This window comes from Variovorax sp. F042 (assembly GCF_057814215.1).
In genome coordinates, this window is the sequence record NZ_JBVASX010000002.1 from 47,987 (window position 1) to 68,842 (window position 20,856).

Genomic DNA, 20,856 nt, shown 5'->3' on the forward strand with positions numbered 1-20,856 from the left:
ATGCTCAAGTCCGTTACCCCCTTCCGTCAGTTGGCCCGCATCTACAGCTCGGTGCTTTCGGCAACGGCCTCCCTGAATCGGCAACAGGACACGTTGGCACAACTTCACCAAGTCGCTTTGCAGTCTCACGCTGAGGCCCACGACATCAGCTCGAATTCGAATGTGCAGTCAGCACAGATGGCCGACCGTGTTGCAGACCTCTCTGCGAGGCTAGACGCCATTGCCGCGCGGCCCGGCATCGAGGGAAATCGGAATATCGGCCACACCTGGCAGGATTCGGCGCAACTGCTCGCGAGCTTGCGGTCAGAGCTCGCGCGCACGATGCCTGACAACGTCGCGCTGCAGGGCTGGAATAGCTACGCCCAGTGCGACGAGGACGGGATGATCCGGGCCTGCCTGGAGCGCCTGAAGGGCCGAGCCGAAATGTCAGGAACCTTCATCGAGATCGGGTGTGGAAACGGTCTGGAGAACAACACACACCAGTTGCTACTTGATGGATACCGCGGTGGCTGGCTTGACGGCAGCCCGCGCAACATCGCCTTCATCGCCGAGCACCTTGGGACGCTCAAGAGCGAACGCCTCCTGGTCACAGAAGCGTTCGTGACGAAAGAAACCGTCAGACCGCTGGTAGCGCAGTTCCGCGAGCACCTCGACACCGCCGACATCGATTTCTTCTCGTTCGATCTCGATGGGAATGACCTTCACCTCATGCCCCTTGCGCTGGAGGAGATTGCACCCAAGATCATTTGCGTCGAATACAACGGCAAGTTCCCGCCACCGACAAGCCTGTCGATGGCCTACGTCGGCGATCACCAGTGGGCAGAGGACGACTACTACGGTGCAACGCTGCAAGCGTGGGTGGATCTATTCAGTGGCAGATATACGCTGGTGAGCTGCAACCTGAGTGGCGTGAACGCCTTCTTTGTCAGGGATGACCTGGTCGCTGCATTCAAAGTTTACCCAGTGGACCAGCTATACCAGCCATGCCGGTACTGGCTCGTTGGAAACAACGGCCATCGCGCGAGCATGAAGTGGCTCAAACAGATTCTGACACCGCAATGAGCAATCCCCAGCCCGAAGGCTAGGGGGATAGTTCGGCCGCAGCGATGGATGGCCCTAAGGCGGCGCGAGCAGCGCCCGGTCGTTCTTCACGGTGTCGAGCAGAAGCTGCACTTCGTTGTCTCGCCCTTCAACAACGAGTCGGCCTCCTTCAAGAAGCTCTCGACTTCGAGCAGCCATGGCTGCGAGGACTGCGGATCGATCTGCAACACGCTGGCAGGCAATGACGTCGGTTGCGGCTTGGTCCCGATCAAGGGCGGCGAAATCGGCATATTGCTTGCGCAGCCGGTCGCGCTCAGCAGCAACAGTGCGGCGGCGATCATCCAGCACCTTGAGGCGTTTCTCGAAAGCATTGACGTTCTCCTGTTGGGTCTTGGCGTGACTGGCCATCAGCGCCACAACGCGCTGAAGATCGACCAGTGCTGCCAGCGCACGCGCGGAGTTTTCCTTCGCACGGTCCGCCTTCTCTGAGGCCAGATCTGCGCGCGAACCAGCGGCGCGCGTGCGCTCGATGCCGGCTGTGGCCAGCGCCGCAACGAGCCCCAGGCCAAGGGCCCAGAGCAACGGCGTTTTGAGGTCGGGCAGCATCAGAGGCTCCCGCTGCAGGTCTGAGCCTCGTCGGCCCTTCGATTGGCTAGGCCCTGCACGAAGGTGCATTGCCGCTGCCCGCTCACCGTCTTGCAGGTGTACGACCAGACGAACGAACCATCGTCCCCGCGCGCGATGCGCTGGCAGCCCAGAGCCCATTGCCCGCGGTTCCATGCCACCATGGCCCCGCTGCCGCAAGTCGCGGCCGGCCCGAGATTCCAGGCATGCGATGTCGCCATGTCGAAGACAGCTTGCGACGGTGCCCGCTTGAAGCACGGTGCCAAGCGCTGCTGTACATCGACGACCGCGGCACGCTCTTCTGCTTCGCACTTCTCATCGCTCCAGCGCTCGCCGACGATGATCGGCGTCGAGGTGACATGGCGCGTGAGGCCGTTGCAGACAGTGGGCAAGCCCCCAGCCAGCTTGTCGGCGTAGACCACCAGAACTCGGGCCTTGCCGCTCTCCCACTTCTGCAGGAAGCCCATCAGATACGGGCTGCCGGCAACGAGAGTGGCACCGGCGACGACGATGGTGCTGATCAGTTTGGTTTTGGCGCTCATTTGACGGTCGTCCCGGCCTTGAAGGCGGTGTAGAGGCTCACCACTGCGGCCAGCGCGCCGGCGATGTAGCTGAGCGGTCGCGCGAACTTGCCGATCCAGTTGAGCACCTTGAACGCGCCTTTCAGGTTCGCAAACGCCTCCACCAGATCGGAAGTGTTCGCCTCGATTCGTTTCGTCGCCGCCGTGTTGTCGGCAAGTTCGGCCTTGAACGTGCCGAATCCTTCTTCGAGGTGACCCACGCGCTCGCTGAGGTGGCCGAAATCTGTTGCCGTCGGATCGCTGGTCGCGATGGCACTCGGGTCTTTCTTCATGGCGTTCATGTCGGCAACTCCAGCACTGGCAACATGACCAGCAGTTCTTCCCATGTCGGTTCGGCGATCGCGCCGGCCTGAAACTGCTCCAGCACCTCGTAGCACTTCGCGTTGACGGCATCCATCCATGTCGCGAACGCCATGCCCTCTTCGTGAAACGGGCCCGGGTAGCCCGCGCGCAACGCGGCGGTGTGGATGCTGTCGTAGCGCCGCGCACCGGCCGCAACGTTCATGTGCGCGTTCACGGCGATGTGCAGTGCCTCGATGCGCTGCTCGAGCGTCAGCTCGGGCGCATCGGGTTGGACGTCTTCTTCCATCGTGTGCCTCGCTTCTCGATCAGACGCTGACCATTGCGGACATGCCTGAACCCGAAAGGAACGAACCGATGCCCGAGTTCACCCAACCGAGGATCGACAGGCTGTGATTGCCCTCGGTCGCCACGTCAATCGGATAGGTCTGCGTCAGGCTCATGTAGCCGTTGTTCACCGCAGCCTGGCCATAGGAAGAGGGCGTGCTCGAAACCGTGTTCGAGTCCAAACCGATGCCAATGAAGTTCACAGCGTTGGCCGTGTTGTTCTGCATGCCGCCGGCCAAACTCACGCTGATCGTTTCGTTGCCCCACGAAAGGAATTCCACCGATCCAAGAAACTGCGGGCTCGTCGAGCTGGTAGTCAGCGTGCTGGGGAGCGCGGTTTTGGCAGACACCTTTCGACCACCATTTACCCAGTTGATGAGAAAGCGCTGCGACGAAGAGTTGACCCATGCCCCTGCGGAGACGGTGCGCGCCTTCGCCAGGAGGGTCCGGGTGGCGTCCGTCGATTTCACGCGAACGCCGTAGTTCGCATCGAGCGCATGGCTGGCCGTATCGCGCTCCAACGCCACCGCCGAGCCGGTCCAGTAGGCGTAGATGTTGTAGCTCGTGTTCGCGGCGGTCCCGGTGGCCGCCAGCGTGACGCCAGCGGCCGGGATCGGCCGGTTGTAGCCGTTGATGCAGATCAGGTTTCCGTCGCGCGGCAGCAGCACCAGGTTGCCACCAGACAGCACGACTTCGTATTGCAGCATCGAGGGGATGCCGAGCCCGGCGCGTGCCTCTGGTTGATTGCCGGTAGTGCCCAGAAAGCCACCGGTGCCGAACAGGCACTCCCACAGCGCGCCGAAGCCGGAGCGAGCCTGCGCGTTACTCGGGGTCGCCCCGCTGCCGGAGATGTCATTTTTTGCGGGTGGTGCTGGCATGGAAGCTCCTTTCGATGAACGAAAAAAAGCCCGCACGCGGCGGGCCGATTGAGATGGGAAAGCTCGGGCTAGTAGCCCTGGATCAGGATGTCGACAGTGGCGCCGGCCACAGAGGTGTGCGCCGCGTTGAAGGCGCGGATCTTTGGAGCAAGCGGTGCCGTCTTGTCGGTCTCGGTGGTGATTGCGCCGCTGGCGTTGGCCTGCAGCTGCACGTTCACCACCGCGATCTTCGTGAAGTTCTTGGTGTAGGGAATCACTGTGCCGCCCGCAGCGACAGGCAGATCGGCGATCCGCTCCTCCATGTCAGGCGCGTCCACGGTCACGATGAGTTGCTTCAGGATGCCGCGCGCCGCGCCGGCGCCGATGGTCACGCGGAACTGATAGACATCGTTGGTGACAGCGATCTGACCGGGCCAGGGCAGCCAATCGCCCGAAGCGCCATAGAACGAGTCGGCATCAGGCCCGTAGAACGAATCGCTGTCCGGCCCGTAGAAAGCGCCCGGCCCAGCGAACCGATACTCGATGCGCAGATCGATACCTTCCGTGTCGGCAGTCAGCGTCATGACCGACCCGGCCAGCGCCGAGTTGATCGGCAGATACGGCGTAACGTAGACCATCTCCGTATAGGACTCGGCCTTGTAGAACGGATCGGTGTCTCCGCCGTAGAACGCCTGGTTATCCGAACCGTAGAACGAGTCGAGCGGATCGGCCGTCGGATCGCCACTGACGAAAGACCAACCCGACGACTCGGCGGCGTCATAGGGCCAGCCCATCGCCTTGTAGTTCCACTGCTCGATCACGTTGGCAATCGGCGGATCGCCCAGGTTCATGACGATGCTGCCCGGAAGGAACGACTGGTTGCCGCTCGTGTCCTGGGCCTTGATCATGATGGTGACCACGCCCCCGGGTCGCATCTCCGGCTCCCAAGGGCTCTGCGTGACCAATCCGGTGTTCAGCGGCGCCGCGCTGTTCCAGTCGAGGTTCTGCCCATAGTGAAAACGGAAGACGAATCCGGCCAAGTCGGGCACGCGCCGTAGCAGGCTCCACGAGAGCACAGAGCCCGAGATCGAAAGGTTCTCGACGTTCGGCGGCGGTTCGGTCTTGCCGATCACGGTATGCGAGAGCTGCGTGCTCCAGTCGCTGCCCGCGATGGTGTTGGACGTGCGAGCGATGATCAGGATGACATCCAGGTCATTCACCCCCGTCAGCCTGGCCTCGGTGGCATCGCCCGGCACCGTGACGCTGCGCCAGCCGCCATCGGGCAGCACGCGGAACCGCACCTCGACCGTGCCGCCGTTGAGGATCGAAGCATCCTGAATCGGGGCCCACGTCACAAGCACGCTGTTCAGGATCGTGCCGTCGTTCTGCACGATGAGTTGTCCTTCGCCGCTGTCCACCGACAGGATCTGCGGCGGGTGGATGTCCCAAGGCTTCGGCAGGCCAGTATTGGGTGCATAGCCGCCGGGCAGGAAGGCGGCGCCCCATTGGAAGATCGCCGCAGACGTTTCCTTCAGCACCAGCATCACACCACTGCTCGGCGAGAACGTGCGGTCTTGAATCAGGAACTCTTTGTTGACCCACCCGAAGTGGGCGAGCGTGAGCCGCACCGTGTCGAAGATCTCTAGTGGGTAGGCGCGCAGCTTGAACGGAAGCGTGACGGTGAGCGGATCGCGGCTATCGCGCAGCAGGATGCCAGCGGCGTGGTAGGCCTGCCCGGCATAGAAAACTCCTGGCATGGTGACCTCTTGCGACAGTTCGGCACCGTCGTCGGCCACCAGCGCATCGGCCCGGAAAGGCGTGATCGGCGTCTCCACATAGTTCGCAGCCTGGTCCCAAATGCGGATTGCTACCGTGTTCACCTTCTCGTTGCGCGGCTGATGCGGATTGATCGAGATCGCGCTTTGAGAAACAGAGCCGCCAGTCTCGGTCTGCACGACGGCCAGATCCGCTTCGGTCAGATCCATGACCGGCATCTGGTACACACCAGCTCGGACGAACAACTCGCCAGAGGCGTAAGCCCACTTGCCGGCCATCGCCTGGGCAAGGTCGTCGAGCACGTCGCGCGCGGGCGAGCCCTCGAGGTAGACGCCAGCCGACCGGTACATCGCCACCTCTTCGGTGCCGGTGTAGTTGATGGCTGTCTCGCAAGCATTGGCAGCGGCGATGATCCTGGAGTCCTCGCTGGCGCTCATGCTCATGCGCTTGCCGAAGCGCGGATGCATCATGACGTGGCGCATCATCAGCGCCGGGTTCTCGCTGAAGCGTGTGACACCATCCCGCGGGTCGTACAGCTTCGCGCCGCGAATCCGCGCCGTCACGGTCGGGATGCCGGAAGGTAGCGCTCCATCGTTGTAGGCGAACTGGCAGACCAGGTAGGCGATGCCTCGTGCACGGTGGGCCGGTGTCCAGACCCCGGGCAGCATCGAGATCAGTTCGCCATCGGCCTCCTGATCCGGAGAGCCATAGTGCTGGAGGATGCGCACGAACGAATTGAAACCCGAGTACTGGTAGTAGACCGTGAAGTACCAGCCCGGTAGCGGGTTGATGATGGTCACCGTCCGACCGTTGACGCTGCACTCGACCTCGTGCTGGCCAAGCAATCCAGGGTATCGCTCCACCGCAGACACAGAACCCGCGATGGGGTCGAAATCGAGCTCGATGGTCGTGGAAGACGAAGTCTTCTCGACGCTGATGTTGGCCGGCCGGCCATAGGGCGCGGTGATGACTTGCCCGAGCCCGTTCACCTCGACCGGCTGGTTGTTCAGGTAGATCTGCTCGATGCCGTCGATCTCGTGCTCGGCCAGGGCCACGCACATGACGAACAGCTCCTTGTACTGGCCAACGCTGGTCTTGAAGAAGCAATGGCCGCCCACGCGCGTGCGCCCGAGCACCAGCTGGCGCGGGACGACGGTGCCCTGCAGATTGACCAGCCGATCGACCTGCGCGGCGTCGAACTGAGCCTTCGCTGCACGCTCGGCCTTGCGCTTCTGGTAGGCACTGAGCGCCATGGTGCCCACGAGCGTAATGGCGTAGGCAGCCACGGTGGCAGCGGCTGCGGTCCACCCCGCAACGTTGACCAGCACGTATCCAATTGCCTGCGGCATTAGATCCTCCAGGCTGCGACGGCAGCATCCATTGAGAGCGCGACCATGCCGCCTGCGCTGGGCGCCATGACGTTGACGCCATTGCAGACGCCCACCAGTTCGGCGCCGTCGTTCAACACCAGCACGATGTCGCCCACGGCAGCGGCGGCGGGCCGGATTTCATCGCCGAGGAACGACGACACCAACGCGCGAAGGCCGCCAGCGGCAGCAATCAGGCGCAGCGCACCGAACTCGCTGTCATAGCGATCTGCCGCGGCCATTGGGTTCTCGCCGGTGATCGCTTCAACTGCTGCGGCCGCGAAGGAGCAGCAGTCGTTCGATCCCCAGCGGAAGGGCATGCTTGCGCGCGCCTGGCCGAACTCGGCGAGGCGCAATTGCCAGTCAGGAAGTCTCATCGGCTGTCTATGTAGTACTGTTTGGTCGGCCAAACGACGGGGACGCCGTCCTGCGACACGATGTATTCCATGGAGCGGTCGCCTGGGTACAGCGCCTGCTGATCGGCGTTGCTGTTGGTCATCGCATTGCCCCGCAACAGATCCACCGCGGAGCTTTCCGCCGTCGCGGTGATGGTGCAGGTCTGGCCGTCTGCAGAGATTGGCATCGTGTCCAGGTAGCCATCCCAGTCAACTGGCGCATCAATGACAGCACCATCCTCTCCGATCAGTGCCAGGCGGATCACGACACGAGTGCCCTGCACCACGGTGGCATCGGACAAGGCCAGGGCCAGGAGTTCTGACGCGACGCCAGACATGGCGAACTGCAGGCCCTGCACCTCGCTACCGGCTGAGTCCTTGATCGGGCTGATCTCACCTAAGCCGGCCGCGCCCCTGTAGGTAATACCGCCGAAGTCCAGATCCCGATTCATCGAGTTGAGCGCGACAACGCCCGAAGCGAAGTGCATTGAGACCAATTGCGCGACTTGCGGAGTCGGCCCGGCCAATGCAGCGACAAAGGCCGGCGAGAGCGACTTCACGAGATCGCCTCCACGAAGTCGATAGATACCCCCTCCGCGTAGCCGAAGAAGTGTTGAAACGAGGCATTCGACACCTTGCGAAACGGTGCAGTGGGCCTGTCCCAGATCACCGGCAGACCGGCGTTGATGTACTTGCGGAACTTGTTGACGAACGTGACGGTCATCACGCCGGAGCCATCCGCAACAGCGTCATCGCGCACCTGCAGCAGCAGGCCGGCCACGCCCAGCATGTCGCCCGCCAACAGCGTGGCGCCTGGCGTTGTGCCAATGATCATCGAGTCGGTGCCGGCGAAAGCCCCATTCGTCAAAGGTGCGCCGCGCATGGTGCCTAGCGGTACGCGCTGCTTCATGTGCCAGAGATAGCAGGTGTTGGTCTGGCCGCGCAGAGCATTCAGAAAGGCTTCGTTGCGCGCAGCGACCTCCGGTCTATCGCGAGGTAGGGTCAACGAGATCTTCCAGCGGTCATTCCCCATGTCGAGTACCTGTTCGCTGCCCTCGTAAGGCGAGGCGAACGCGCGCTCATTGGTCGCCAAGTACATCGAGAACGAATCGGGCTTGAAGGTGCTTGGGGCTGCAATGACGGTCATACACCTCCCCCGAAGTCGCGGCTCCGCGCATACCGCGCCATCTGCTGGTTCTGCACGGTCTTCATGGCTTCGATCACCATGCTTTTCGTCGCCACATCACCCACCGTGAGGTTGTAGACGGTGGTCCCGCCGCTCCCGCCCGCGCCGTTGAGCGCGTGGTTCGGGATGATGGTGCCGGGCACACTCGGCACGAACATCTCGACGCCGTTCTCGCCGACCAGGCTTGCCTTGCCAACCGGTGGAACGCCACCCTGTGCAAACTTCAAGCCACTGAACCATCCGCCGACGCTGCCGAAGAGCTTGCCCCAGTCCAGTCCGCCCCCTGTGATAGCGAGACCCGAAGTTCCGGAAAGACCGATCTGATTGAGGTAGCCGGCGTCTCCGCTGAGTGCCGATCCACCCCCCACCCCGTTCAGAGCACCGAGCAGCCCCTTTGCCAGTGGCCCAGTGATGGTCTGCTGAACCGCGATGCGCGCAAGATCGGCAACGACGGAATTCGCCAGGCTGCTGACGCTCAGCTTGCCAGTGGTCACGAACTGCACCAGCGCGTCCTCCGCCCCCTTGAACCCATCCGTGAATGCTCGCTCGGTCGTGGCAGCGACGTTGCGAATCGCGTCGGTGTAGTTGGCGAGCGCTGTCGTGGCGCCGTTCTGCCAATCCGTCTCTTTGGACTTCAGTGCATCGAAGTAGTTGTACTGCGCAGCCAGTGCGTCGTCGAGCGCCTTCTTGATGCGCGCGACTTCCTCCTGATATGCCGGCGAACCCAGTTGACCGGTCTTGCCGGCCTCCTTGTTGGCGCTGGTCAGATAGCGCTGAAACTCCGCCCGAATCGAGCGCTGCGCCTCAACTTCCTGCCGGGCCCGATCACCAAGGCCGAATGCAGCAAGACTGCGGTCACTCTGTTCATTCCGAGAATCCTGGCCACCTGCGATCGACACATTGATTGCATCCATTTGCTGGCGGAACTGCTTCGCGTCCTCGGCCGATTTCTTTGTGATCTCGGCGATCTTCTTTTCGAACTCGAGCTGATTGGACAGTGCGACGTTCTTCTTGAGTTGCTCTTCGATCGCATCCTTGTTCGCGAGCAGGCTCTGCTGCTCCGCCGTGAGGATCTTCTTGCCCTTGAGATCAGCGATTAGTTGCTGGAACTCGACCTGTTTCTTCTGCGTGTCGGTGATCTTGAGTTCGCCGTCGAGTTGGTCCTTCAGCGCCGCTTCCGTCTGCCGCAGGGTCTCCAGCATCTTGGTGGCCGCATCGTCCTGGAAGGCCTTCTCCTTCGGCCCCTTGCTGCCGGCGAACTCCTTCCGAATCGCCGCCTCGCCCGCCTTGATCGCATCGGGCGTCAGTAGTTCGCTGTTCGGGTTGACCTTGCGGATGGCCTCCAGCCCGTCGCGGTACTTCTTCAGTTCGCGCGTGACCGCATCGACGCCCTTGGCCTTGTCCTGCCACTTGTTGACATCGTCGGTCGCGTCGGCACCTGCTTGTTCCGCCTTGGCGCGCTCGGAGGCCATCTTCGCGAACCCGTTCTCGAAGCCGATGGCGGCCTGCATCACAGCCTGCTGTGTATTGAGGCGCTTCAGCAGCGGTTCGTAGAACGACGCAGTGACGCTGTTGCCGCTGGAGGCTTTCTGCGCCTCAGTGATCTTGCGCTGCACTTCCGCGAGCTGCACTTGCATCGTGGCGCTGCGCCCGACGCCGAGGATCGCGTCCCAGCCCTGGCTGGCGGCGAGCGTCACGGCTTTCCACGCGCGCTCGATGCTGCCGAGGTTCTCGGTCACCTGACCGGTACGCTGCTTCATCGCAGACGCATAGCTCGACTGAGCCAGAGCCGCGGCCTCTTCCTTTCGCCCCTGATCCTCCAGCGCCTTGATCCGCTCATAGGTCGATTGGGTCAGGTAGTGCATCGACTCGTTCAGCTTGGCCGACGCCTTCGTGGGCTCATCGCCGAGCTTGATGTACTGATCGACCGCGTCCTTGACCGAAGTCCCCAGAACGCGGTTCACCCCCACGACGGCCTCGGCTGCCTGCTTCAGGGCATCGCCCGTCACGCGACCAGTACTTGCAAGCGCTGCAAGCGCCTCGGCCGCCTTGCCCTGCGTGCTGGTGGTGCCGGCCACCTCCTTGGCCATCTCCTGCAACTGCCCTGCAGTCTGCCCCGCGTAGTTGCCCGTGAGGATCAGCGCCCTGTTGTACGCAATTGCCTCCTGGCTGCCCTGGTAGTAGGCCAGCGCCAATGCGCCGGCAGCCGCTGCAGCCACAGTGAACGGGTTGATGAGGCCGAGCACATAGCCGCCAAGAGCCTTGGCTGCGGGCCCGATGCCGCCGAACATGTCCTTCAGCTGGCCACCCTGCTGCAGGAACACCGTCAACGGCGCTTGACCGCCTTGCAGGCTGGTGACGATGTCGGTGAACTGTGCCGGCACGCCACGAAGCGCGGCGGCGGTTTGTGCGGCCGACACGCCTACCCTGCCGAGTGCCGGCGCCGTCGCGTTCAACGCCTCCTGGGCAGCCTTCTGCTTGGCGAGCGCCTGATCGAGTTGCGCCAGGTATGGCTTCAGCACCTCGGTGCTGACACCCCGCTGGTTGGCCAGCGCTGCGTAGAACTCTGAACCCGACTTCTTGCTAGCCTCGGCCGCGGCGGTCGCGCGTTGGATGGAGCTGATCAGGTTCCTGGTGTTGGTGTCGACCTTGGCCGCGGCCTGCTGGCTTCCTTCGCCGATGGCAGCAACGCCCTCGGCCGCCTTCTTGCCTTCCTTGGCAGCGGTCACGCCCAGATCGGCGAGCGAGCGCTTGGCCTGGCCAACACCAGCCTCAACGCCTGACGCGTCGGCCGTGAACACCATCTGTGCGGTTAGATCGGCCATCGGTATCCCAGAAAAAGAGAAGCCACCCGAAGGTGGCTATTGCGAGTTCTGCTCGCGCATGTAGTGAAGCGCTCCGCGCTCCATGACGCGGATGTCTTCGAAGAGAGCCGCCCAGTCCGCCCGAGGCACGCCAGCCAGCCGGAAGACCGCCGGCAGCGCCCCATAGTCCAGCCCGGTTGCACCAGCAAAGCCGGTGCGCCACTGGGTGGTCAGCTTGTAGAAAACCGAAAGGGCAGCCTGGTGCTCGGGCCAACATTCCACCGAAAAGCTGGCCTCCTCTACCGTCAGCCCGAGCTCGGCCGCTTCATACGGCGTTGCATCGGGCGTATAGATGGCCCTGGCCAGCTCGATCAGTTTTTTTCTTTGGCCTTGATGAGCTCGCTGATGTACTTGTCGCGGATCGCCATGGGCGCCGTGATGTAGTTCTGCGCGAGCAGCTTCACGTTCTCCAGGTTGAACGGATCGACCAGTTCCCAGCCAGTGGCCACGGCCATCACCTGGTCTTCGATCGACATCTCGGCCATCTGCTTGATGAACTCGTCCATTTCATCGCGGGTGCGATGCTTGAACGTGATTTCGACCTTCTCGGCTTCGAGGCCTGGCCGGCAGATCTCGACCATCGCCTTGAAGGTCGGGTTGGGGTTGAGACTGATTCGTGCCATATCAGTTCGCGTAGCGGATGAAGCGGCCTTGGCTGCGGAAGGTCGCAGTCACGGTCATGATCTGGTTGGCATCCAGCTTCGGCTCGGGGTCGAAACCGACGTTGACGTTGTAGTAGATCGAACCCCCGCTCGGCAGTTGGGCGCGCAGGATGCGGTTCTTGCCGTCCTGGTCGGCGGCCAGCAGCACGGCGTTCCAGGCCTGCGCGGCGTCGTCGGCGAGCGTGAGCGTCAGCACCTTGGCCTTCCTGAAGGTGTTCTTGCTGCGCTCGATGCCGTCTTCCAGGTAGACCCACTCGACCGACTGCTGTTCGCCGCCGGACGATGCGTTCTGCATCACCTGCGAGATCTGTTGCCAGGTCAGTACCTTGCGCACCGAACCAAGGCCACTGCCCGCAGGGAAGCGCGTCAGATCAGTGGAGTCGTGGCCTTCGAGGTTGAAGGTGTTCGCGGTCGAACCGGCGACGCGTGCGGGACGGTCATTCAGCAGTGGCCAGCCCGAGGTCACCTCCAGGATGTCGCCGTTGGTCAGGCCGTGGGCAGTTGCTGTCGCCTGCGGGGGCGCGGCATTGCTCAAGATGGTGAACGGAATCGCAGCGGCGTAGCTGGCGGCGAGCGAGAAGATCGTGCCGTTAGGGAGCGATGCACTCATGGTGATGGCCTTTCAGAGGAAATCCGGGCGATGCCGGTGGTTGCAGAGCCCGGAGCGGGCAGAAAAAAGCCCGCTGCGAGGCGGGCCGGGTTGGAAAAGGTTGCGGTCTATCGGTCGGACCAGATGCTGAAGTCCTGGCGCGAGCCGCGCAGCTTTGTCTCGGAGTCGTAGTCGGCGATCTGGCCGCCGACGACCTCGACCTGGAATTCGGTTGCGAGCAGCATCGCGTTCTCGATCTGCAAGCCGATTGCTGCAGCTTCCTTGCGCGTCGCGGCCCACACTGCGGCCTGAAAACGACCGTTCTTCTTCGAAGGCAAGGCGCGCTCGACGAATGCGATCGGTGTGCCGCCGACCTGCTGGTACACGATGTAGGGCGTCACGGCGTCTTCCGGCGCGACATCGGGATATGCATGGCCGTCAACCAGGGCGGCGAGCACGTTGTGAAGATCTGCCTCGACCGTCATATCGCCTTCTTCACTTCCTGGACCAGATAGGCCCGAGCCACTTCCATCGCGAAGTCACGACGCGCCGCGTAGGCCGGGCGCAGAAACGGGTGTGCCGGAGCCCGGCTCGTACCGAACTCGACCATGAAGCCATAAGGCACCTTCTGGTGATTCCACGCGATGTGATACGTCGCCCTCGCCTTTCCGCTGTTGTCCTTCGAATAGACCTGGTAGATCGCGTTGCGCAGGCTGCCGGGCTCGAAGTAGTAGCGGACTCCCGTTGACTTGCTGTTCTTGCCGTAGAAGTAATGCGGCTCCGCGGACTGCGGCACCCTCAGTCGGGCTTCAAGGTAGAGTTCTTCGGCCCCTGCTTGGGCAGCGGGGCGAATCGATTCCTCTGTGGCTCGCTGGATGCCGTCCAGCCATGCATCGGCGCCCGACATGTCGAAGCCGATGTGAAAAGCACTCCCGTCCGGGTTGCCTCGACCGTTAGCCATTGTTGGCACCCGTCTCGCAGACCAGGTCGATGTACTGGCGGCTTTGCTTGTTCGGCAGGACGGCCTTGATGTCGTAGATCCGGCCTTCGTCGTCCACGACACGCATGCTCGCGAGCACGTCCGTGCGCCGGCGGATGCGAATGCTGGCCTTGACGATGCTCACGGGCGAATCTGCGCGCGCGGATTCGAGCCCCGACAGAAAGCGTATGTCCGCCCACACCGAATCGAGCACAGGCCACCCAGGAATCGGCTGACCGAGCTCGTCCTGCACCGTGCCGGCCTGCTGGATGGCGATCCAGTCCTTGAGCGTGCCGGCTCTCACGGCATCATCACCCGGCGGTAGGGGCGAAGCAGCGCGCGAGCGCCGTGCGGGAGTTCAACCGCGGTCGCGGCGATCACCACGTCTTCCCGACTTTCGAACAGATGCCCCAGGATCAGCAGCACCGCCGAGATGATGCTCGGATTGACGACGATGCCATTGAGCGCCCGCGCCCTGCCCGCCCGGGCAGCACGAAGTAGCGACTCCGCGATGTCCACGGCGTCGCGGCGATCGCTGGCGTTCTCGATCAGCGCCGCCGCAGCGATGGCCTCTTCGTAGGCAACGCGTGCGGCGGTCAACGATGCGGGCAGCGCCTCGATTGCGGTGTTCATCGCATCGGAATCGGCGTAGATGACTCGGTTCAGATACTGCGAGGCATGGTCTTCCGCACCCGCCATGTACGGCCCGATCTGCTCCTGCGGGTACGTTGCACCCACGCGCAGGTGCGCACGAGCCTGATCGAGCGTAATGACGGGCATGGTCAGCCCTTGCCTTTCGCCTTGGGCTGCTTGTCGTCGCTCTGCTCCAAGGCGTCGAGCTCACGCGCACCAGCTTCGAGTTCCGGCGGACATTCGTCGCCCGCCTGGTACTCGACCGGGTAGATCTCCCCGTCGGGGACACCCTTGAACGGCTTGCTTAGCTTCATGGTGTCCCCCTGCTTACGCCGAGATCTTCAGCGCACGCATCGGCTCCGGGTTGTGAACGCCGCCACCAACACGCTTGGTCGTGTAGAACAGCACGTAGGGCTTCGCAGTGAACGGGTCGCGCAGGACGCGCACGCCGACACGGTCGTACACCGTATAGGTGCGCTTGAAGTCACCGAACAGGGCCGGCACCGAATTGGCGGCGATGTCGGGCATGTCCGGCACCTCGGTGATCGGAAAGCCGGCCAGGGTGGCGGGCTGGCCGGCCACATAGGACGGCTGCCAGAGGTAGTTGCCCTGACCGTCTTTCAGCTTGCGGATCGTGCCCTGCGACTTGCGATTCATCGCAAATCCAGCGTTCGCGGTGAATGCCGAAGGCAGGTCGTAGATGAGGTCAACGATCCCGTCCGAGGTGATCGCAGCCGCTGCGCCGCTGTTCACGGTCTTGATCGCGCCGAAGGGATGCTTCGCTGCGTTGGCGCCGCCGGTGACGTAGGTGAGGATGCCGAACGGCTTGTTCGTGCCGTCGCCGGAGAAGAATGCGGCGCCCTCCTGCTTGGAGAACTCAGTCTCCACCTCACCCGCGAGCCAGGCTTCGAGGTTGATGGCCGAGTCGTCGAGGATCTGCTGGGTGGCCGCCGGGTTCGCATAGATCTCGCCCCAGCCGAAGCCGAGCGAAGCGAAGGTGCCGGTAGCAGTCTGCGGACGCGCCGCGGTCTCGCCAACCCAACCCGATGCGGTGCCGCCCAGGTTGAACAGCTTGGTCAGGCCAGCCCCCGACACCGGCTGCACGGTGGCCAGCTGACGCATCGAAGAGACGAGCACGAGCTTGTCGGTGATGGTGCGATCCCACTCCACCGGGGCGAGGTAGCCGCCTTCGCCGTCCGCGCCCTTGTTGAGCGCCGCCTGGACATCACCCTTCTTGAAGTGCGCGCGGAACGCACCGGTGTACTCGGCATCCGCCACGGCCTTGCCGCCGGTCCCTGCGCCCATCTGGGCCGCTGCCAACTTCACATTGGTGTCGTCAACCTCCCTCTGCAAGCGGGCGATGTCCGCGTTGATGTTCTCGACTTTCAGGGCCTGCAGCGCATCGGCGTTGCCCTTCTTGATGTCTTCGAGCTGCTTGGTGTGCTCCTCCTTGAAGGTGGCGAAGGCCTTGTTGAGTGCTTCGACCGTGGCCTTGATGTCACCCGGAGGGCCACCGTCCGCGCGAACGGCAATGAGGCCGCGCGGGACGGGATTCGCGGAAGCCTTGGCAGCGACCGCATCGACGGCGGACGCATAGGCGGCACCGGCGGCCAGGACGGAGAGTGCGGCAACAGCCGCGAGAGAGATGAGAGTGCGTTTCATGGTTAGACCTTGAGGGAGTTGGTGAGAGAAAGCAGCAAAGCTGCGGTTTCGCCAGCGCCCGGCATGGCGGCTTCAGAGGCAGCGCCCGGCGTGCCAGTGAAAAGGGACTTGAAGGCATCACGGCGAGCGGTTCGGGAATGCCCCGCACGCGCCATCGACGCTTCGATCAGCGCGAGAGCCTTCTTGCCGCCCTGCGCCTTGGTGTCTTGGGTGATGTCGGAACGCTCGATCAGGCCAGTGGCAAAGCCGTCATCGACCGCTTGCGCCGCGCTGATCCAGGTTTCCTTGTCCATCAAAGTGGCGGTCTCAGCCTTCGACAGGCCGGTGCGCGAGGCATAGACCTGCGCCATCGCGTCGTCGAACGGTGCCAGCCGTGCGGCTGCGTCGGCCATGTCGTGGCGGTTGCCGATGGCGACGGCCCATGCGTTGTGAACCATCAGGAACGCGCCATCACCCATCAGGATCTCGTCGCCGGCCATCGCGATCACGGACGCCGCCGAAGCAGCAAGCCCCATCACGCGCACCGTGACCTTGGCCTTGTGCTCGCGCAGCATGTTGTAGATGGCGACACCCTCGAAGAAGTCGCCGCCAGGAGAGTTGACGTTGACCGTCACGTCTCGGGCGCCGATGCTGCGCAGTGCCGCGCTCATGCGCTTGGCCGTGAAGCCCTGCCCGTCCCACGACTCACCGATGGCGTCGTAGATGGAGATGGAGGCCTCGCCTTCCACTGCGGCGCGCACCTCCGGCTGCCAGCGCTCGAGCGCATCAGGGCGAACGTCGAACTGTGCGACGCCCAGGCGGTGATCGGCCCGGATCTCAGGCAGGTTCAGGAGGCTCATCGTTGTTCCTTGATGCCGGCTTGCCCGGCTGGGTCATCGGGTTGCGCAGTGCGTCGGTTTGTGGGTCGGCAGATTTCGGGAGGTCGGACAGCTCACGCACCTCGTTCTGCGACATCCAGGGCGCTTGGCCGCCGGCGCCGAGCGCCTTGGAGAAGAAGGCAGCCTGGTCAGCCAGCGTGCCGCGCAGCAGCGCGCCTTCGTTGAACTTGTATTGCAGGCGTCCGAGTTGCTCCTCGGGAAGAAGGCAGCGCGCGGCTGCCTGCTCCCAGGACACGAACCAATGCGATAGCCCGTACTGGATGAAGAAGATCGCCAACTGCTGAATGCCGCTGCCCCAGCTCGTGTCATCCATCATCAGAAGCGGCCTGGGCACGCCGTACATGCGCGCGGCTTCCTCGATCTGGTGGTTTCGGTTCTCGATCTGCTGCGACTCGGATGCCGTGCTGGCGAACTTGTTGGCCTTCGCGTTCTCCTCTAGCAACATCCAGCGGCCGGCGTTCTCCGCGCCCGTGTAGTCGGTGTCGAGCGACGACTTCATCCGGTTGTAGGCGTTCTCGGAAAGCTCCTTCGGAACTTCGATGGCACCGCCCGCCATGACACCGGTCTTGAACGTCCGCGACGCCGCGCGCTCCGCCTGCTCGGCCAGCTCCAACGCATCGCGACCCAGCTTGACACGCGAGATTCCGTTAATGCCGTCAAGCGACAGATCGCGCAGGTGAAACACTTCTTTCGCCGGCAGACTGATCTGATTGCCGTCGGGCGTCGTGTAGTCGTACTGCATCTGCCAAGCGCTATTCAGACGCGGCTTGGTCGAACCACGATCCATCGGGATCAAGCGGATCGGCCGGCTGCCCGACCAGATCACGCGCGCGAAGGACTGCCCGTCGAGCAGGGCCCGCAGTTGCAAGAGGCTCTTGAACTCGATGGGCGTCTGCCAGTCGTTGGGCTTGTATTTCAGCAGCCGGTGCGCCGGGTTGTCGCTTTGCACCTGCTTCTTGTCGTCGCTGCTCTGCAGATTCACCGGCAGCATGCCGATCGATTCGGAGATCAGCGTCACGCAACGCAGCACTGCCATGTTCCGAAGGCTGCGGTCACGGGCCGTATCCACGCCGGCCGTGGTTCCGCCGCGGATGTACTCCAACAGCGCCGGATCGTCGAGGCCGCTGAACTGATGCCCCTGCGAGGCCTCCGCGCGCGGACGCGACTGCACCTCCGACGCATTCGAGCGCCGGAAGAAGTCGAGAATCTTCATTCAGTCGGTCCTTACAGGAAGCGGATGCCCCGGGTTTCGTAGACTGAGTTACCTCGCGCCTCGGGGTTGAGCGACAGAAGCGTCACTGCGTTGAACGTGGCCATCAGCGGGTCGATCTTTGCGGTGCCGGAGGCCTGCTTCGTGATCACGATGGCGTTGCCCTTCGGCTCGACCTTCGCGTTGCCGACCGACCAAGCCATCAGGGGCTGACCGCCATGGATCAGCGCGCCCTCGGCGAGTTTTCGTTCGGTCGTCTTGATCGCGCCGGTCATCTTCCAGCCCTGGCTGATGCCAATCACCTTCTCTTCAGGCACCTCGGCCTCCACAAGGGCATCCAGGATGCCGCCCAGCCCCGCCGGGTCGCAGCCGATCTTGTCCAGCAGACCCGATGCCTCGCACTGAGCGGCGACATCAGCCGCTCCCGCCACGTCTTCACCGATCGCGCTCACCAGGATCAGGTCGCCGTCCTTGGCGAAGTCCTGCAGGCGCGGGGCAATCTCCTTGCGCCGTTCGAGTACCGAGGGATGTGCCCACGCGCGGGTCCACAAGAGCCAACGCTTGCGCAGAACAGTCTTCGCTGGGACAACGGCTTTCGTTTCTTCGTCGAAGTGCTCCGGGATGAGGAACTCTTCAGCCTTCCTGCGCCGGCCGGCCACCGCGGCGCCGAGCAAGTCGTCCAGACCACCGCCGTCGATTCCCATGTCCACCACTTCGCACTCGTCGAGCAGTTGCTCGAGGGTCAGACCAGGAACCTCGGCTCGTGGCACCCAGAAATCGGCACCCGCCCAACGGTCGGACCGCAGATTCATGCCGATCTCGACGTTCAGGTGCTTGGCCAGGAACTCCTTGAAGTCCTTCTCGCCGCCCTCCAGCGCCTGGCTGTGCAGCTGCGTGATACGCGCGATGTCCACCGACGCGCCCCAGTTCGGGTTCGTCACATAGGCATTCGCCAGATCCTTGTGCGCTCCCGCATCCAGCATGGACTGCGGGAACTCGTAGATCACGGGCAGGAACCGCGGATCCTTGATGAGCCCATCGCGCACCTTGCGCGCGTAGCTCAGTTTGTCCTTGAACACGCCGGCCGGCGGCTCGGCCGACTGCGTGGTGGCGTAGATCACGAACCCATCGGGCCGCGATGTCAGGCCACCCGTGGCCTCCAGCAGCATGTTCGAGGCCTTGGCCTGCTTGCCGAACTCGTGCAGTTCGTCAACGAAGACGAACGAGGCCTTCTTCCCCGAAACCGTGTCACTGTCTGCGGCCACCACCTTCAGCGTCGCCGCGTTGTCACGGTGGGTGATGGTGCGGAAGTAGTCCTGCACCTTCAGCATGGCCGCCAGGTCGTCGTCCGCCTTGATCATGTCGCGGATCGGCTTGTAGCTGTTGTCCGCAATCTCCTTGGTCGGCGACAGGATCAGCAGTTCCGCCGAAGGTCGCCAGTTCAACACCAGCGCCGTCAGCATGATCCCGGCCGCAGCGGTCGATTTCATGTTCTTCTTGCTGACCATGAAGAAGAACTCGTTGATCAGCCGGCGCCCTTGGTCGGCGTCATAGGATCCGAAGATCGCGCGTACCCAATCCTTCACCCAGGGCAGGCAGGCCTCGCGCATGGTCGGCTGACCAGCCACATCCACCAGGACCAGGCCGCCGAAAACATCCCACGCCTCATCCGCTTGCGCCTTGAAGAGCGGCGGCGAGGAGATGAGGCTCTCGCGCGCCACGATCCTGCGCTCCCAATCGACGCAGGCGGTGGACCACTCCACGAGTTACTTGCTCGCGACCAGGCGCGGGCCCTGCCGCACCGCGTACTTGCCGCCAGCGGGGCGCTCAGGCACCGCCGGCTTGGGCGCTTCAGTCTTCTTGGCATGCTGGACGCCCAGCAGCGCGATTGCGGCCTTCAACTGAGCCGGGCTCGGGTCCAAAAGCCCCTGCATGGCCATCGTCAGGAACTCTTTCGAGTCTTCGGTGGTTGCCGGGTCCACGGTTTTCGGCTTGCGGCCGGCGCCCGGACGGGCACCACCGCTGCGTCCTTTGACACCTGCCATTTGATTTTCCTTTGATTCCGGGGCGTGTTTTGCGCGTGAGGAACCTGGTGGTTTCCGGCACATCGGGTCGGCAGGCTTTCGACGCCCCCTCCCCCTCGTCGCCGCCCCTGCGCCGCATCAGGCGGGCCTTGGCTGCACGATCTCGACCTCAGTAGCCTCTTGCCCTTGCTCTCGCCTCTGCGTCTGTCTTGGCCTTGTGGCATGGGACATCGCATAGGGGCTGCAGGTTGCTGTCGTCGTTCGTCCCGCCATCGGCCAACTCGACGATGTGGTCGATGTGGTCCCGACTCGATACCCAGACAGCGCCGCACTTGGCGCAGCGGTAGCCGTGACGCTGGGCCACGCGCTCCCGGGTTGCCATCCATGCTCTACCGCGCTGCCGCTCCACCGTGCCGGCCTTGGTCTGCAGCACAGGAGTGCGGGTCAGGCTGGACGCACTGAGTCTGGGCTTCAGGGTTGCGAGTGCCATGAGGTTCGTCCTCCGTTGGACACAGCCCTCCGTCCTTGAGACGCCTCGGACGGTCAAGAAACCCATGTTTATGGGATACCCGAGATAGCTCAACCGGTCACGATCACTAGCGCCAACTACTGGAGGAAAGAATGAAACCGAATATCCGGCGCAATGCCGTCGTCCTGGCGGCAATCGCACTGACTGTGTCACAGGCATTCGCTGCGCCTCAGACCACCCGGGTGAAGGGAGGAGACGGCCAGACGGTCACGATAACCACGTCTGGGGGGGCAACGAAAGTCACTCGCGGAGGCGTCTCCGACACCAGCAACGAGTCGCACAAAGAAGCAGTCCGCCGCGTTAAACGCGAAATTGCGGATCGCGAACGCTAGTCAGATGGTTCGGTCCGCTGAGGGCAATTCGACCGCCGAA

General features: G+C 63.4%; 25 protein-coding genes. 1 reads left to right on the forward strand and 24 read right to left on the reverse strand.

Annotated features, from left to right (window positions below; translation table 11 throughout):
- Complete coding sequence (locus ACZYSP_RS08590) at positions 1 to 1,062, forward strand: class I SAM-dependent methyltransferase (RefSeq protein WP_489013769.1); 1,062 nt, start codon at positions 1 to 3, stop codon at positions 1,060 to 1,062.
- A 54-nt stretch (positions 1,063 to 1,116) separates the two neighbouring features.
- Here ACZYSP_RS08590 and ACZYSP_RS08595 read toward each other — a convergent pair whose 3' ends face one another.
- From ACZYSP_RS08595 to ACZYSP_RS08710, 24 genes are all read right to left on the reverse strand, one after another.
- Positions 1,117 to 1,647 carry a hypothetical protein gene (locus ACZYSP_RS08595; protein ID WP_489013771.1) on the reverse strand — a complete coding sequence of 177 codons (531 nt, stop codon included), beginning with the start codon at positions 1,645 to 1,647 and terminating at the stop codon, positions 1,117 to 1,119.
- Complete coding sequence (locus tag ACZYSP_RS08600; protein WP_489013773.1) at positions 1,647 to 2,207, reverse strand: lysozyme; 561 nt, start codon at positions 2,205 to 2,207, stop codon at positions 1,647 to 1,649. Before ACZYSP_RS08600 ends, ACZYSP_RS08595 begins: the two co-directional genes overlap by 1 nt.
- Positions 2,204 to 2,527 (reverse strand): hypothetical protein, encoded by a 324-nt coding sequence (locus ACZYSP_RS08605; protein WP_489013775.1) that lies wholly within the window; start codon positions 2,525 to 2,527, stop codon positions 2,204 to 2,206. The genes ACZYSP_RS08600 and ACZYSP_RS08605 overlap by 4 nt, the downstream gene beginning before the upstream one ends.
- Positions 2,524 to 2,835 carry a hypothetical protein gene (locus tag ACZYSP_RS08610; protein WP_489013777.1) on the reverse strand — a complete coding sequence of 104 codons (312 nt, stop codon included), beginning with the start codon at positions 2,833 to 2,835 and terminating at the stop codon, positions 2,524 to 2,526. Before ACZYSP_RS08610 ends, ACZYSP_RS08605 begins: the two co-directional genes overlap by 4 nt.
- 19 nt (positions 2,836 to 2,854) lie before the next feature.
- Complete coding sequence (locus tag ACZYSP_RS08615; protein ID WP_143062548.1) at positions 2,855 to 3,751, reverse strand: hypothetical protein; 897 nt, start codon at positions 3,749 to 3,751, stop codon at positions 2,855 to 2,857.
- Positions 3,752 to 3,819: 68 nt separating this feature from the next.
- On the reverse strand, positions 3,820 to 6,855 hold the full coding sequence (locus tag ACZYSP_RS08620; RefSeq protein WP_093073520.1) for a phage tail protein: 3,036 nt from the start codon (positions 6,853 to 6,855) through the stop codon (positions 3,820 to 3,822).
- The gene (locus tag ACZYSP_RS08625; protein WP_143062547.1) at positions 6,855 to 7,250 is read right to left on the reverse strand and encodes a DUF6950 family protein; all 396 of its coding nucleotides are present in this window, start codon (positions 7,248 to 7,250) and stop codon (positions 6,855 to 6,857) included. The genes ACZYSP_RS08620 and ACZYSP_RS08625 overlap by 1 nt, the downstream gene beginning before the upstream one ends.
- A complete protein-coding gene (locus tag ACZYSP_RS08630) occupies positions 7,247 to 7,828 on the reverse strand; it encodes a DUF2163 domain-containing protein (RefSeq protein WP_177192704.1) in 582 nt (193 codons plus the stop codon). The genes ACZYSP_RS08625 and ACZYSP_RS08630 overlap by 4 nt, the downstream gene beginning before the upstream one ends.
- Complete coding sequence (locus ACZYSP_RS08635) at positions 7,825 to 8,415, reverse strand: hypothetical protein (protein ID WP_093073512.1); 591 nt, start codon at positions 8,413 to 8,415, stop codon at positions 7,825 to 7,827. Before ACZYSP_RS08635 ends, ACZYSP_RS08630 begins: the two co-directional genes overlap by 4 nt.
- A complete protein-coding gene (locus ACZYSP_RS08640) occupies positions 8,412 to 11,279 on the reverse strand; it encodes a phage tail tape measure protein (RefSeq protein WP_093073510.1) in 2,868 nt (955 codons plus the stop codon). The genes ACZYSP_RS08635 and ACZYSP_RS08640 overlap by 4 nt, the downstream gene beginning before the upstream one ends.
- A 36-nt stretch (positions 11,280 to 11,315) precedes the next feature.
- Positions 11,316 to 11,540, reverse strand: a complete 225-nt coding sequence (locus ACZYSP_RS08645; RefSeq protein WP_218149732.1) for a DUF1799 domain-containing protein — start codon at positions 11,538 to 11,540, stop codon at positions 11,316 to 11,318.
- Between the two features lie 89 nt (positions 11,541 to 11,629).
- Positions 11,630 to 11,941, reverse strand: coding sequence for a phage tail assembly chaperone (locus ACZYSP_RS08650; protein ID WP_426391964.1), 312 nt, complete (start codon positions 11,939 to 11,941; stop codon positions 11,630 to 11,632).
- 1 nt (position 11,942) lies between these two features.
- Entirely contained in the window at positions 11,943 to 12,590 is a 648-nt protein-coding gene (locus ACZYSP_RS08655; RefSeq protein WP_093073504.1) for a phage tail protein, read from the reverse strand.
- A 107-nt stretch (positions 12,591 to 12,697) separates the two neighbouring features.
- Positions 12,698 to 13,054: a tail completion protein gp17 gene (gene gp17 / locus ACZYSP_RS08660; protein ID WP_093073502.1), complete on the reverse strand. Its 357-nt coding sequence runs from the start codon at positions 13,052 to 13,054 to the stop codon at positions 12,698 to 12,700.
- Positions 13,051 to 13,476, reverse strand: a complete 426-nt coding sequence (locus tag ACZYSP_RS08665) for an HK97-gp10 family putative phage morphogenesis protein (RefSeq protein ID WP_093073500.1) — start codon at positions 13,474 to 13,476, stop codon at positions 13,051 to 13,053. Before ACZYSP_RS08665 ends, gp17 begins: the two co-directional genes overlap by 4 nt.
- 46 nt (positions 13,477 to 13,522) lie before the next feature.
- On the reverse strand, positions 13,523 to 13,852 hold the full coding sequence (locus ACZYSP_RS08670) for a phage head closure protein (RefSeq protein WP_093073498.1): 330 nt from the start codon (positions 13,850 to 13,852) through the stop codon (positions 13,523 to 13,525).
- Complete coding sequence (locus ACZYSP_RS08675) at positions 13,849 to 14,328, reverse strand: head-tail connector protein (RefSeq protein WP_093073496.1); 480 nt, start codon at positions 14,326 to 14,328, stop codon at positions 13,849 to 13,851. Before ACZYSP_RS08675 ends, ACZYSP_RS08670 begins: the two co-directional genes overlap by 4 nt.
- Before the next feature lie 2 nt (positions 14,329 to 14,330).
- Complete coding sequence (locus tag ACZYSP_RS08680) at positions 14,331 to 14,495, reverse strand: hypothetical protein (RefSeq protein ID WP_177192703.1); 165 nt, start codon at positions 14,493 to 14,495, stop codon at positions 14,331 to 14,333.
- Positions 14,496 to 14,508: 13 nt separating this feature from the next.
- Positions 14,509 to 15,843 (reverse strand): phage major capsid protein, encoded by a 1,335-nt coding sequence (locus tag ACZYSP_RS08685; protein WP_093073494.1) that lies wholly within the window; start codon positions 15,841 to 15,843, stop codon positions 14,509 to 14,511.
- Between the two features lie 2 nt (positions 15,844 to 15,845).
- Positions 15,846 to 16,682, reverse strand: a complete 837-nt coding sequence (locus ACZYSP_RS08690; protein WP_093073492.1) for a head maturation protease, ClpP-related — start codon at positions 16,680 to 16,682, stop codon at positions 15,846 to 15,848.
- The gene (locus tag ACZYSP_RS08695; protein ID WP_093073490.1) at positions 16,660 to 17,934 is read right to left on the reverse strand and encodes a phage portal protein; all 1,275 of its coding nucleotides are present in this window, start codon (positions 17,932 to 17,934) and stop codon (positions 16,660 to 16,662) included. The genes ACZYSP_RS08690 and ACZYSP_RS08695 overlap by 23 nt, the downstream gene beginning before the upstream one ends.
- An 11-nt stretch (positions 17,935 to 17,945) precedes the next feature.
- Positions 17,946 to 19,694 carry a terminase large subunit gene (locus ACZYSP_RS08700; protein ID WP_093073488.1) on the reverse strand — a complete coding sequence of 583 codons (1,749 nt, stop codon included), beginning with the start codon at positions 19,692 to 19,694 and terminating at the stop codon, positions 17,946 to 17,948.
- 3 nt (positions 19,695 to 19,697) lie between these two features.
- Positions 19,698 to 19,976: a hypothetical protein gene (locus ACZYSP_RS08705; RefSeq protein ID WP_093073486.1), complete on the reverse strand. Its 279-nt coding sequence runs from the start codon at positions 19,974 to 19,976 to the stop codon at positions 19,698 to 19,700.
- A gap of 148 nt (positions 19,977 to 20,124) precedes the next feature.
- On the reverse strand, positions 20,125 to 20,445 hold the full coding sequence (locus tag ACZYSP_RS08710; RefSeq protein WP_489013786.1) for an HNH endonuclease: 321 nt from the start codon (positions 20,443 to 20,445) through the stop codon (positions 20,125 to 20,127).
- Between the last annotated feature and the right edge of the window lie 411 nt (positions 20,446 to 20,856).